At 76.7% G+C, this 12,548-nt stretch carries 11 protein-coding genes; 10 read left to right on the top strand and 1 reads right to left on the bottom strand.

What is annotated here, in order from left to right; translation table 11 throughout:
• Positions 1–183 precede the first annotated feature (183 nt).
• The 6 genes from ACFVFS_RS24705 to ACFVFS_RS24680 all read left to right on the top strand — a co-directional run bounded on the left by ACFVFS_RS24705 (position 184) and on the right by ACFVFS_RS24680 (position 7,653).
• Entirely contained in the window at positions 184–1,134 is a 951-nt protein-coding gene (locus ACFVFS_RS24705) for an ATP-binding cassette domain-containing protein (RefSeq protein ID WP_380626898.1), read from the top strand.
• Positions 1,131–1,787 (top strand): hypothetical protein, encoded by a 657-nt coding sequence (locus tag ACFVFS_RS24700; RefSeq protein ID WP_380626862.1) that lies wholly within the window; start codon positions 1,131–1,133, stop codon positions 1,785–1,787. The genes ACFVFS_RS24705 and ACFVFS_RS24700 overlap by 4 nt, the downstream gene beginning before the upstream one ends.
• A 376-nt stretch (positions 1,788–2,163) precedes the next feature.
• Positions 2,164–3,192 carry an L-threonine 3-dehydrogenase gene (gene tdh / locus ACFVFS_RS24695; protein WP_380626861.1) on the top strand — a complete coding sequence of 343 codons (1,029 nt, stop codon included), beginning with the start codon at positions 2,164–2,166 and terminating at the stop codon, positions 3,190–3,192.
• 55 nt (positions 3,193–3,247) lie between these two features.
• Complete coding sequence (locus tag ACFVFS_RS24690; protein WP_380626860.1) at positions 3,248–4,441, top strand: glycine C-acetyltransferase; 1,194 nt, start codon at positions 3,248–3,250, stop codon at positions 4,439–4,441.
• Between the two features lie 339 nt (positions 4,442–4,780).
• A complete protein-coding gene (locus tag ACFVFS_RS24685) occupies positions 4,781–6,589 on the top strand; it encodes a phosphatase PAP2 family protein (protein WP_380626859.1) in 1,809 nt (602 codons plus the stop codon).
• Positions 6,590–6,735: 146 nt separating this feature from the next.
• Positions 6,736–7,653, top strand: coding sequence for a LysR family transcriptional regulator (locus ACFVFS_RS24680; protein ID WP_380626858.1), 918 nt, complete (start codon positions 6,736–6,738; stop codon positions 7,651–7,653).
• A gap of 19 nt (positions 7,654–7,672) precedes the next feature.
• On the opposite strand, the gene ACFVFS_RS24675 is transcribed toward ACFVFS_RS24680, so the two are convergent.
• Positions 7,673–8,200: a hypothetical protein gene (locus ACFVFS_RS24675; protein WP_380626857.1), complete on the bottom strand. Its 528-nt coding sequence runs from the start codon at positions 8,198–8,200 to the stop codon at positions 7,673–7,675.
• A gap of 172 nt (positions 8,201–8,372) precedes the next feature.
• On the opposite strand from ACFVFS_RS24675, the gene ACFVFS_RS24670 reads away from it, so the two are divergent.
• The 4 genes from ACFVFS_RS24670 to ACFVFS_RS24655 all read left to right on the top strand — a co-directional run bounded on the left by ACFVFS_RS24670 (position 8,373) and on the right by ACFVFS_RS24655 (position 12,540).
• Positions 8,373–8,948 (top strand): helix-turn-helix transcriptional regulator, encoded by a 576-nt coding sequence (locus ACFVFS_RS24670; protein ID WP_380626856.1) that lies wholly within the window; start codon positions 8,373–8,375, stop codon positions 8,946–8,948.
• A 1-nt stretch (position 8,949) separates the two neighbouring features.
• The gene (locus ACFVFS_RS24665; RefSeq protein WP_380626855.1) at positions 8,950–10,830 is read left to right on the top strand and encodes a BTAD domain-containing putative transcriptional regulator; all 1,881 of its coding nucleotides are present in this window, start codon (positions 8,950–8,952) and stop codon (positions 10,828–10,830) included.
• Positions 10,831–10,951: 121 nt separating this feature from the next.
• The gene (locus ACFVFS_RS24660; protein WP_376080424.1) at positions 10,952–11,077 is read left to right on the top strand and encodes a hypothetical protein; all 126 of its coding nucleotides are present in this window, start codon (positions 10,952–10,954) and stop codon (positions 11,075–11,077) included.
• Positions 11,078–11,238: 161 nt separating this feature from the next.
• Complete coding sequence (locus ACFVFS_RS24655) at positions 11,239–12,540, top strand: glycosyltransferase (RefSeq protein WP_380626854.1); 1,302 nt, start codon at positions 11,239–11,241, stop codon at positions 12,538–12,540.
• The last annotated feature ends 8 nt before the right edge of the window (positions 12,541–12,548 follow it).

Here is a 12,548-nt window from a genome sequence, read left to right as displayed (position 1 = left end):
CGATCGCCACCGTATGCGCGCCCGCCGTGCCCCGCGCGCCCACCGGCCGGCGGCTGGACCGAACGGACCCACCCGTCAGCCACCCGCCCCAACCCCGCTCGCGCCACCGCCGTTACCCGCTCCCTACCCGCGCCCGGATAGGGTGCGCACCGCCGGACCGGACGGGAGGGGAACACCGAGGTGCTGCACTGCGAAGCCGTCGGCAAGCGCTACGGACGCGGACCCTGGATCCTGCGCGAGGTCGACCTGCGGCTCGCCCCCGGCGAGGTCCTCGCCGTCCTCGGGGCCAACGGCTCGGGCAAGTCCACCCTGCTGCGGATCCTGGCCGGCCTCACCCGCCCCACCACCGGCCGCCTGACCGGCCCCGCCACCACCCGCCGGGCCGCCGTCGGCTACGTCCCCGACCGGTTCACCGCCCATGAACGCCTCACCGCCGCCGCCTACCTCACCCACCTCGGCCGCATCCGGGGCCTGTCCACCGCCGCCGCCCGCCGCCGGGCCGGACAGCTCCTCGACCGGCTCGCCCTGGTCGGCGGCCCCGACGCCGCGCTGCGCACCCTCTCCAAGGGCAACGCCCAGAAGGTCGCGCTCGCCCAGGCCCTGCTCGTGCCGCCCGACCTGCTGGTGCTCGACGAGCCCTGGTCCGGCCTCGACGCCTCCGCGCACACCGTCCTCGCCGAACTCATCGCCGAGACCGCCGCCGAGGGCGGCAGCGTGGTCTTCACCGACCACCGCGAAGCCCTCGCCGAGGCCCACGCCACCGCCGTCCGCGCGATCGCCGACGGCCGGGTGACCGCGCGCGCCGCCCCCGGCCCGGGCGCCGCCGTGCCGCCCGCCGAGCTCGTCCTCGCCGGGCCCGCCCCCGACGCCCCGGCCCCTGACGCAACGGCGCCTGACGCAGCGGCCCCCGACGCAGCGGCCCCGGACGCCCCCGACTGGCGGGAGCTGCCCGGCGTCCTCGCCCTCACCCGCCGCGGCCCCGAACTCCACCTGCGGGTCGACCAGGCGCACGCCGACGCCGTCCTGCTCACCGCGCTGCGCCACCGCTGGTCCGTCCGCGCCGTCACCCGCCCCACGGCGCCGCCCGTACCCGAACCCGCCGCCGAACCCGCAGCGAGGACCGCCCGCCGATGACCGCCCTCGTCCGCTACCGGCTCACCACCCTCCTGCTCTCCCAGCGCCACCTCGCCCCGCTGCTCCTGTTCACCGCCCTGGTCGCCATCCTCACCAGCGACGACACCGGCCCGCTCACCGCCGCCCACGGCGCCGCCGCGGCCGCGATGCTGCTCGCCGCCACCTGGCTCACCATGGCGCTCACCGGCCTGGAGGACCGGCCGCACCGTGCGCTGCTCACCGCCGCCGCCGGAGGCCGGCTGCGGCTGCTCACCGGCACCGTCCTCACCGCCCTCCTCGGCTGCCTGCCCCTCACCGCCCTCGGCCTCGCCCTGCCGCTGCTGGTCGGCTCCCACAGCCCGACCGCCGCGGACCTGCTGCTCGGCACCGAGGCCCAGCTCACCTGCGCCCTCACCGGCACCGCCGTCGGCCTGCTCGCCTCCCCGCCGCTGGTCCGCCGGCGCGGCCACGGCCTGCTGCTCGCCCTCGCCCTGCTCCTCGCGCTCACCGTGAGCAAGGGCCTGCCCCCGGTCAACCTCCTGCTCACCCGGCTCTCCACCCACGACCGCTCGGCGGACCTGCTGGCCTCCACCGCGCTGCTGCTGATGCTCGCCGCCGCCCTCCTCACCGCCGCGGCCGCCCTCGCGCACACCGTCGCCGCCCGCCGCGACTGACCGCCGTGCCACCGGACGGCACCGGACGGCACCGGACGGCACCGGGGGGCGCGCGGCCGTCCGGGCGGCGCCCGCACGTCCCCGACGCGCCCCCGTACGCTGCGCCGTCGGAGTGCCGACCGGCACGCCGCGACGGTCCCCGACCCCAGCTCGGGCACGATCGTTTAGCCGAGCTGTCGCGGCCCTTAAGAATTCCTCGATGGACCGCACCCCCTCCCACCAGGCAGATTTCTGCCTGCCCGGAATGCGGACGCCGGAACCGGCCCCGCCAGGCCCTGGCCCCGCCAGGACCCGTCGGCCCCTGGGGCCGCCGCCACCGGGCCCCGTCGGCCTGCCCACACCAGGCCGCCCCCACCGTGCGTCAGGAGCCACCGCCGTGAAGGCACTCGTCAAGCAGAACGCCGAGCCCGGACTCTGGCTGATGGACGTCCCCACCCCGGTGATCGGCCCCGGCGAGGTCCTCATCAAGGTGCTGCGCACCGGCATCTGCGGCACCGACCTGCACATCCGCAAGTGGGACGGCTGGGCCCAGCAGACCATCAAGACCCCGCTCGTCCTCGGCCACGAGTTCGTCGGCGAGGTCGCCGAGATCGGCGCCGGCGTCGCGGACATCGCGGTCGGCGACCTGGTCAGCGGCGAGGGCCACCTGGTCTGCGGCAAGTGCCGCAACTGCCTGGCGGGCCGCCGCCACCTGTGCCGCAACACCGTCGGCCTCGGCGTCAACCGCGACGGCGCCTTCGCGGAGTACGTCGCCCTGCCCGCCTCCAACGTCTGGGTCCACCGCGTTCCCGTCGACCTCGACGTCGCCGCGATCTTCGACCCCTTCGGCAACGCCGTGCACACCGCGCTGTCCTTCCCGCTGGTCGGCGAGGACGTGCTGGTCACCGGCGCCGGGCCGATCGGCATCATGGCCGCCGCCGTCGCCAAGCACGCCGGCGCCCGTCACGTGATGATCACCGACGTCTCGCCCTACCGCCTCGACCTCGCCCGCAAGGTCGGCGTCTCGCTGGCCCTCGACGTCTCCGAGCACACCATCGAGGAGGGCCAGCAGAAGCTCGGCCTGCGCGAGGGCTTCGACGTCGGCCTGGAGATGTCCGGCCGCCCCGAGGCGCTGCAGTCGATGATCGCCAACATGACCCACGGCGGCAAGATCGCCATGCTCGGCCTGCCCGCCGAGCAGTTCCCGATCGACTGGGCCTCCGTCGTCACCTCCATGCTCACCATCAAGGGCATCTACGGCCGCGAGATGTTCGAGACCTGGTACGCGATGTCCGTCCTGCTGGAGGGCGGCCTCGACCTCAGCCCCGTGATCACCGGCCGGTACCCCGCCGCCGACTTCGAGGCCGCCTTCGACGAGGCGGCGAGCGGCCGCTGCGGCAAGGTCATCCTCGACTGGACCGCCTGATCCCCCCGCGTCACCACCCTCGCCACCCCCGTTGCCACCCCGCTTAGGAGCAGCTGTGTTCGACACCGTGCGCGACGACCTCGCCGCCACCCTCGACGAGATCCGCGAGGCCGGCCTCTTCAAGCCGGAGCGGGTCATCGGCAGCCCGCAGAGCGCCGCCGTCACCGTCACCGCCGGCGGCACCCCCGGCGAGGTGCTCAACTTCTGCGCCAACAACTACCTGGGCCTCGCCGACCACCCCGACGTGATCGCCGCCGCCAAGGACGCCCTCGACCGCTGGGGCTACGGCATGGCGTCCGTGCGCTTCATCTGCGGCACCCAGGACGTGCACAAGGAGCTGGAGGAGCGCCTCTCCGCGTTCCTCGGCCAAGAGGACACGATCCTCTACTCCTCCTGCTTCGACGCCAACGGCGGCGTCTTCGAGACCCTGCTCGACGAGCGCGACGCCGTCATCTCCGACGCCCTCAACCACGCGAGCATCATCGACGGCATCCGCCTGTGCAAGGCCCGCCGCCACCGCTACGCCAACCGCGACCTCGCCGACCTGGAGCAGCAGCTCAAGGAGAGCCAGGACGCCCGCCGCCGCCTGATCGTCACCGACGGCGTCTTCTCCATGGACGGCTACGTCGCCCCGCTGCGCGAGATCTGCGACCTCGCCGACCGCTACAACGCCATGGTGATGGTCGACGACTCGCACGCCGTCGGCTTCGTCGGCGCGCACGGGCGCGGCACCCCCGAGCTGCACGGCGTGATGGACCGCGTCGACATCATCACCGGCACCCTGGGCAAGGCGCTCGGCGGCGCCTCCGGCGGCTACGTGGCCGCGCGCCGTGAGATCGTGGCGCTGCTGCGCCAGCGGTCGCGGCCGTACCTGTTCTCGAACTCGCTGGCGCCGGTGATCGCGGCCGCCTCGCTGAAGGTGCTGGACCTGGTCGAGCAGTCGAACGAGCTGCGCGAGCGGCTGGCGGCCAACACGGCGCTGTTCCGTTCGAAGATGACCGAGGCGGGCTTCGAGATCCTGCCGGGCGACCACGCGATCGCCCCGGTGATGATCGGCGACGCCGCCAAGGCCGGCCGCCTCGCCGAACTGCTGCTGGAGCGCGGCGTCTACGTGATCGGCTTCTCGTACCCGGTCGTGCCGCACGGCCAGGCCCGGATCCGCGTGCAGCTCTCCGCCGCGCACACCACCGAGGACGTCGAGCGCGCCGTGGCCGCCTTCGTCGACGCGCGCGCCGCGCTGGGCGAGTAGCCGCCCTCCCCGAACGCCCGTGGCGCGTCCGCTCGGAACCGGACGCGCCACGGGCTCGCCGACCGCCGTGCGGTGGAGGCCGGACCGGCCCGCCTCCACCGCACGGCACCCAAGAACCACCTGCCCCACCCTCCCGTGACGGGAGTGGGAAGTCGGCCCGTCCGACCTCCCACTCCCGTTCGCGGTTTCCGGGGTTCCCCGTGCCGCCTGCGCGGGAGCCGCCCGGGCGGGGCGGCGGGGGAGGGCCACCCGCTCGGCGCCGTCCGGGGTGCGGGCGGGCGGGCGGGCGCCGAGAGTCGGCGGGAAGGGGGGAGGGGCGAGCCGGGCGAGAGGAGCGGAATGGCGGGTGCGGCTCCGCGCGGGCTCGCCGTGGTCTGCTGGATCGCGGCGCTGACGGCCTGCGGTGCGGTCACCTGGACCACCCTCGCCGACGCCTCCGGTCCGCATCACGCTCCGCGGACCGCCGCCCTGCTGCTCGCCGCGCCCGCCGCCGTCGCGCTGGCCGGCGGGCTCGTCGCCCGCCGCCCGCCGCCCGGGCTTCCCGCGCCCGCCGCCGTCGCACCGCTCGGCGCGGCCGCCGTGCTGGTCAGTGCCGAGCTGCGCGGCCGCCCCGCCGACGCGGTCATCGGCGTGGCCGTCATCGCGCTGGTGCTGCTGGAGGTGCTGCCCCGCCGTACGGCCGGGCTCGCGCTCGGCGCGGCCGCCGCCCTGCAGCCCGCCGCGCTGCTCTTCGCGCCCCTGCTGCGCACCCGCGCCGCGCTGACCGCACTCGCCGTCGGCGCCGCCGGGTTCCTCGCCCTCCGCCTCCGGCACGGGTTCACCGGCCTCACGGACCGGACGGTGCCCGGACTGCACGGCCCGCCGCCGGCCGCCGTCTGGCTCGTGGTGGCCGCCGCCGTCGCGCTGCCCGCCCTGCGCCGCGCCCGCACCCTCACCGCCGACGGCCAGCCGCTGCTCGGGGCCGGCGTCCTCGGCTGCGCCACCGCGGTCGTCGCCCCCGGCGGCGGCCCCGCCGACCTCGGCTGGCTGCTGCTCGCCGCCACCGGCCGCCTCGGCCGCCGCCCCGAGGACCGCGCCCTGTGGCCGGTGATCGCCGTCACCGTCGCCCTGCTGCCCGCCACCCTCCTCGACCCCGGCATCGAGCCGGTCAGCAGTCTGCTGCTGCGCCACGCCCCCGCCCTGGTCGCGCTCGCCGCGGCCACCGTCCTGCCGTTCCGCCACCGAGCCGACCCGCACTGGCGGCTGCACCGCATCCCCGGCCCGCCGCCGCCCCGGCGCACCGGCCCGCTCCGACACCTGGGCCCGCCGCGCTTCCCGCTGCTGCCCGCCCGGCTGCGTCCGCTCTCCCGGCCCAACCCCGTGCTGGAACTCCTGCTCATCCAGGTCGGCTACGGCGTCTACTCCTTCATCCGCAACGCCGCCCCGAACCGGGTCGCCGTCGCCACCGACCACGCCCGCCGCCTCTACCGCCTGGAGCAGGCCCTCCGCCTCGACATCGAACCCGCCCTCAACGGCTGGGCGCTGCGGGCCGGCGACTGGCTGCGCGACCTCGCGCAGGAGTACTACCGGGTGCTGCACATCACCGTCCCGCTGGCCGTGCTGGTCTGGCTCTACGCCCGCCACCCCGCCCGCTACCGCACCGCCCGCACCGTGCTGTTCGCCGCCACCGGCCTGGCGCTGCTCGGCTTCTGGGGCTACCCGCTCGCGCCGCCCCGGCTGGTGCCCGGGACCGGCCTGCACGAGGAGCCGGTCGGCACCCCCGGCGAGGCCCCGCTCGGCGCGCTGACGGCGCTCACCAACCAGTACGCGGCGATGCCCTCGCTGCACATCGGCTGGGCCGGCTGGTGCGCGCTGGTGGTGTTCACCACCGCCCGGTCGCCGTGGCTGCGCGGCGCGGCGGTGCTCTACCCGGTGGCGACCTTCCTGGTCGTGGTCGCCACCGCCAACCACTGGGTGCTGGACGCGGTCGGCGGTGCGGCGGTGCTGCTCGCCGGCTGTCTGGTGGAGTTCCTGCTGACCGGCCGCCTGGTGGGCGACCGCGGCCCCGCCCCGCCCGGGCCGCCGACCGGGGCCCCGTCTCCGGCGGACCGCCCCGCCCTGGACACCCTCGCCCACCGCGAGGCCCCGCCCCGCGGCCCGCCGGAGTAGACCGGAGCGGTCCGGACGGGCGGCCCGCCGGAGCAGGACGTCGGACCGGCCGACTTCCCGCTCCGACTTCCCGCTCCGGCCGCCTCTCCTTCACCGTTTCGTCACCCCCGCCCCGGCCGCCCCGCGGACGCTGGCAGAATTGGCCTGTGATCGACGCGAGACGGCTGCGGACCCTGCGAGCGGTGGCGGACCACCGGACGGTGACCGCCGCGGCGGCCGCGCTCTACCTCACCCCCTCCGCCGTCTCGCAGCAGCTCGCCGCGCTGGAGCAGGAGACCGGCCACCACCTGCTGGCCCGCGAGGGCCGGGGCGTGCGGCTCACCGCCGCCGGCGAGATCCTCCTCGGCCACGCCGACGCCGTGCTCGCCCAGCTCGAACGCGCCGAGGCCGACCTCGCCGCCTACAGCGCGGGCGTCGCCGGCGAGGTCACCGTCGCCTCCTTCGCCACCGGCATCTCCCTCGTCCTCGCCCCGGCCATCGGCACCCTGGCCGCCCGCGCCCCCGGCGTCCGGCTCAAGGTGCTCGACGCGGAGGGCGACGCCAGCCTGCCGATGGTGCTCGACGGGCGCGCCGACCTCGCCGTCGCGGTCGAGTACCGGGGCGCCCCGCGTGCCGACGACGCCCGCCTCACGCGCGTCCCGCTCTACGCGGAACCGTTCGAGGCGGTGCTGCCGCTCGCCCACCCGCTGGCCGCCGGTGAGGGCCCGATCGCGGTGGCCGACCTCGCCGGCGAGCCGTGGATCGGCCCCTACCCGGGCAACCCCTGCCACGACGTGGTGCTTCTGGCCTGCGAGCACGCCGGGTTCCAGCCGCGCCTGGTGCACTCCTCCGACGACTTCCGCGCCGTCGTCGCCCTGGCCTCCGCGGGTGCGGGGGTGGCGCTGGTGCCGCGCTCGGCGCTGCTCGGCGTGGACCTGGCCCGGGTCGCCGTCCGCCCCGTCGACAGCGCCCTCGCCACCCGCCGCGTCTTCGCCGCCGTCCGGGCCGGTGCCGACGGGCACCCGCTGATCCGCCCGGTGCTGGCGGCGCTCGCGGACGCCGCCCCGGAGGCGGACCGGCGCTGACGGGAGCGGTGGCCCGCCGTCAGTCGGTGAAGAGCGACTCGTAGGGCGTGTCCTCCGGGGTGAAGACCAGGACGAACTCGGAGGCGACCGGGCCCAGGGCGACCTCGCGCAGCCGGGCCAGCGCCTCGGCCTCGGACGGCAGCACGAGGCCGAGTGCCGCGGCCGCCCGGTCCCGCCGCTCCGCCAGATCGGGCAGGTCCGCCAGGTGCACGGCGGCCGCCGCGGTGCTCTCCGCCGCGGAGAACCCCGGGCAGTCCCGCCACCAGGGCACGACCAGCAGCAGCCGCAGCAGCTCCGGCAGCCCGATCGCGACCAGGCCCGCCTGGCCCTCGGAGTCGGCGTAGAGGATCGGACGCTCCTCGCCGCCGTCCCCGCAGAAGAAGAAGCTGCCCCCGGCGCCGTCCGCGGCGAAGCCCTCCAGCGCCGCCCCCGACGCGAGATGGACCTCCTCGACGTGCTCGGTGCGGTCGAGGTCGAAGTCCCCCGGCCAGGAGAGGAAGTCGGCGGCCTCGGCGTGCTCGGTGATGGCGGTGATCAGTGAAGACATGCCCCGCACCCTAGCCACCGGGACCGACACCGCGGCAGCCGCCGGGGCCAACACCGCGGCGCCGGCGCGAAGATGGCATGCTCCGGGCACGTCCGCCCTCTTGCCGGTGCCCGGTGCGGGCGTCAGCATGAGGGCACCGCAGTCATGTGCCGCCGGAGGGGGGATCCTGTCGATGGGTGGTGGGGATCCGGTGTGTCCGGCGTGCGGAACGCCCCGCCTGCCGGGACGGTCGCCGCTGCCGGCGGCGGCCGCGCTGCCGCTGGCCGGGGCGCTGACCCCGCGCGAGCGCGCCGTGCTGCACCTGCTGGGCCTCGGATACGACAACCGCTCGATAGCCTGCGAACTCCATGTCAGTGAACGCACGGTCAAACGGTTCGTCACGGCCATTCTGGCGAAACTGGGACTCCGGTCAAGACTGCAGGCCGGACTTCTCGCGCTGATTCTCGCCGCCTCCGTCCCCGCGCCGCAGGCCGAGGGCGATTCCTGGCCCAAAGGTCTCATGGACGGGCCCCCGGGCGGCGGTGATGATGATCTGGCATCCGAGAAGGAGGGGAACATGACATTCGACGCCCTCGCCGCCCTCCGGCAGGCGGGCAACCCGGTCGACCTGCTGACCCTGGAGCAGCGGGACGTGCTGTCCCGGCTCACCGAGGACGAGGTGACCGTCCTGAATTCCGTCAAACAGCGGCTCGACGCCGTTTCTGACGCCGAGGTGGAAGGGCATTCCTTCGTCATCAAGCTGGCGTGAGATGGCGGTGGGATTCGGGATTCTCGGGCCGCTCCGCGTGCTGGGAAACGGCCGGGCACTCGATGCGGGTTCACGGAAACAGCAGATTCTCCTGGCGGCCCTGCTGTCCCACGCGAATACCCGGCTGTCGGCCGACGCCCTCGTCGAGGCGCTGTGGGACGACGCGCCGCCGCGCACCGCCCGCAAGAACCTCCAGGTGTACGTCTCGGGGCTGCGCCGGCTGGTCGCCGCCGAGCAGGGGAGCGCGGCGGAGCGGGGAGGTGCCCCGGAGCCGGCGGTGCCGGTCGTGCGGATCAGCCACCAGTCGGGCGGCTACGTCCTGCACGCCGCCGAGGACGGCCTGGACGCGCTGCGCTTCGAGCAGCGCGCCCGGGCCGGGGCGCTCGCGGAGGCGCTGGGGCTCTGGCGCGGCCAGGCCCTGGACGGCTTCCGGGACGTTCCGCTGATCGACGCGGCCGCGCAGCGCCTGGACCGCCGCTTCCTCGGGGTGTTCGAGGACTGGCTGGACGCCGAACTCGCCGCCGGGCGCGGGGCGGCGGCGATCGAGCGGGCCACCGAGACCGCCCAGCGCCACCCGCTGCGCGAGCGGCTGCGGATGCTGCAGATGACCGCGCTGTGCCAGGCCGGGCGGCGCTCCGAGGCGCTCGCCGTCTACGACGAGGTGCGCCAGCTGCTCGCCCAGGAGCTCGGCCTGCCGCCCAGCCCGGCGCTGGCCCGCTGCTACCGCGCCCTGCTCTGCGAACCGGGCCCGGGCCCGGTTCCGCCGCGCGCGGCCGCCCTCACCGCGCCCCCGGCCCTCGCCGCCTTCACCGCCCCCGCCGTCCGCGGGGCCCCCGCGGACCCGTGCCCGCCGCCGCACCTGCTGCCCACCGACCCGCCGGCGTTCACCGGCCGCGCGGCCGCCGCACGCCGCCTGACCGAGGCGCTCACCGGCGGCGCCGGCCGCCTGGCCGTCCTGACCGGACCGCTCGGCGCCGGGAAGACCGCGCTCGCCGTGCACACCGCGCACCGCCTGGGCGAGCAGTTCCCGGACGGCCGGCTGTTCGTCCGGCTGCGCGGCGACGACGGCCGGCTGCGCCCGCTGGAGGACGTGCTGCGCCAGTTGCTGGCCGCGACCGCCCCCGCCGGACGCGGTGGCGCGCCGCCCGCCGCCGGCCGCTCCGACCCGCGCTGGGCCTGGCAGTTGTGGCTGACCGGGCGCCGCGCCCTGGTGGTCGTCGACGACGCCCGCCGCGAGTCGGAGGTCCGCCCGCTGCTGCCGGAGGCCGGGGGGAGCGCCGTCGTGGTCACCGCCCGGCCCCGGCTGATCGGCCTGGAGGGCGCCCACCGGTTCGGGCTGGCGCCCTTCGCGGTGGACGAGGCGGTGGAGTTCCTCGGGCGGACGATCGGCGCGGACCGGGTCGCGGCGGACCGCGACTCCGCCGCCCGGATCGTGCGCGCCGCCGGGCTGCTGCCGCTCGGGGTGCGGCTGGTCGCCGACCGGCTGGCCTTCCTGCGGCACGTGCCACTGGGCGAGTACGGCGCCCGGCTGACCGGCGGGCGCGCCCTGCTGGACGAACTGTGCGGGGGCGACCCGCTGGTGCGGGTGCGGCTGGCCGGTTCGGTGGGGGAGCTGCCGGAGGCGGGGCACCGGGCGGTGCTGCGGCTGGGGCTGCTCGCCCGGCCGGTGTTCACCCTCGACGAGGCCGCGGCCGTGCTGGACTGCGACCCGGGGACGGCGGCGCGGACCCTGGAGGACCTCCTGGAGGCCAGCCTGCTCACCCTCGCCGGGGCCGACGGCCCGGCGGACCCCGTGCGCTTCGCGATGCCGGCGCTGCTCTACGCGTACGCCCGGGAACGGGCCGCCCGGGCCGCCGAACGGGTGTCGGTGCGCCCTCGCTGAACGGTAGTTGACCGACCGTCATACCGAAATCGAACCACCGGCCAAGCGCCGCCATACCGGGCCTCCCTACGGTGGCCCCGGGCCGGCGTAGCGGACGCCGCACTCGTAGAGGGAGGACAGCATGCCCGAGTCCATCAACCCGGAGCCGACCGAGGCCGAGGACGAGGTCGACGTCGTCGCACACGGCATCGAGGAGGACGGCCTCGTCGAGGACGTCTGCGTCATCAACAACAGCTCGGCGCTCTGACGCCGCCAGCACGGACACGGTGTCCTGATGCCTGAGCGGGCCACCCGGCCCCGGCCCCACCCGGCGGCGGCCGGGTGGCCCGCTCGCCTCCCGTCCGGCCCGACGCCTCCTCGACGCGCCCGCCCCGCCCGGCACGACCCCCGCCCCGGCCCGGAGGCCCCGTGAACATCCTGCTCTGCCCGCTCAGCGACGGCGGCTACCTCTACCCGGCGCTCGCCGCCGGGCGCGAACTGCTGCGCCGCGGCCACCGGGTCTCCGTGCTCGGGCGTGCCGGCGCCGCGCCGTTCGCGGCCGAGGCCGGCCTGCCGTTCGCGGCGGCGGAGGAGTTCGGCGGGGAGGGGGCCTTCTCGGCGGCCCGCTGGGGCGTCACCGGCCTCGCGCAGTACCGGGCCACCGTGCGCGCCGCCCGGCAGGCCCGCGCCGACCTGCTGGTCACCTCGGTGCTGTGCAACGGCGCGCTGCTCGCCGCCGAGGCGCTGGACGTCCCGGTGGTGGTGCTCGGACTCTCGATCCACCTGTGGACCTACCGCTCCGGCGGCGCGGACGAGCCGCAGTACGGCCGCACCCGGGAGAACCGGACCCGCGAGACCCTGGCGCTCTACGCCGCCGCCCGCGAGGAGGCCGGTCTCGCCGGGCGGCCGTCCCGCTGGCCGGCCGCCGGGAGGCACGGGACGGCGCCGGACGACACCCCGCTGCTCGGCGACGCGCTGCTGCTCCGTGGCCTGCCCGAACTGGAGTACCCGGGCGCCGAGTTGCCGCCCCGGGTGCGGCACGTCGGCCCGCTCGCCTGGGAGCCCGCCGCCGACCCCGCCGAACTCGACGCCGTGGACGCCGCGCTGGCCCGCACCGGCAAGCCCGTCGTCTACGTCCACCTCGGCCGCTTCTTCGGCGGCGGCACCCCGTGGCCGCGGCTGAACGCGACCTTCACCGGCGGCCGCTACCAGGCCGTGGTGGAACAGGGCCGCACCGGGGATCCGCGGCCCGACCCGGACGCCGACATCCTGCTCGTCCGCAGGCCCTGGCTGGGGCCGCTGGTCGAACGCGCCGGCCTGGTGCTCACCGCCGGCACCTCCGCCCCCGTCCTCGGCGCCCTGCTGCGCGGCCGCCCGCTCGGCGTCACGCCCAACGGCTCCGAGCAGCCGGTGCTCGGCGCCGCCCTGCTGCGCGCCGGCGCCGCCGTCCACCTCCCGCGCACACCGCGACCGGACCCGGCCGGGCTGCTCGACGCGGCCTGGCGCGACGAGCGGCTGCGCGCCCGCGCCCGCGCGCTCGGCCACCGCCTCGCCGGGGCCGAGGCCGACAGCGCCCGGCGCGCCGCCGACCTCGTCGAGCGCACCGCCCAGCAGCCCGCAACCTCAAGGGAGAACCATGGGTACTCGACCAGTCGGCCCGGACCTCGCGGCCGTCACGAGCCTGTCGGCGGGGGTGCGGCGGTGGATCGGCCGGCACTGCGGTTATCTTGACGCACCGT

The organism is Kitasatospora sp. NPDC057692 (genome assembly GCF_042799475.1).
GTDB lineage: Bacteria > Actinomycetota > Actinomycetes > Streptomycetales > Streptomycetaceae > Kitasatospora.
Note: the sequence above shows the minus strand (reverse complement) of the source record. Positions and strands in the feature narration are given on the sequence as shown.

What these genes read in the sequence shown, in the direction of transcription:
- ACFVFS_RS24670 (WP_380626856.1), top strand. Translation starts at nt 8,373, where the DNA reads ATGGGTGGTGGGGATCCGGTGTGTCCGGCGTGCGGAACGCCCCGCCTG.
- ACFVFS_RS24660 (WP_376080424.1), top strand. Translation starts at nt 10,952, where the DNA reads ATGCCCGAGTCCATCAACCCGGAGCCGACCGAGGCCGAGGACGAGGTC.
- ACFVFS_RS24675 (WP_380626857.1), bottom strand. Translation starts at nt 8,200, where the DNA reads ATGTCTTCACTGATCACCGCCATCACCGAGCACGCCGAGGCCGCCGAC.
- ACFVFS_RS24665 (WP_380626855.1), top strand. Translation starts at nt 8,950, where the DNA reads ATGGCGGTGGGATTCGGGATTCTCGGGCCGCTCCGCGTGCTGGGAAAC.
- ACFVFS_RS24685 (WP_380626859.1), top strand. Translation starts at nt 4,781, where the DNA reads ATGGCGGGTGCGGCTCCGCGCGGGCTCGCCGTGGTCTGCTGGATCGCG.
- ACFVFS_RS24700 (WP_380626862.1), top strand. Translation starts at nt 1,131, where the DNA reads ATGACCGCCCTCGTCCGCTACCGGCTCACCACCCTCCTGCTCTCCCAG.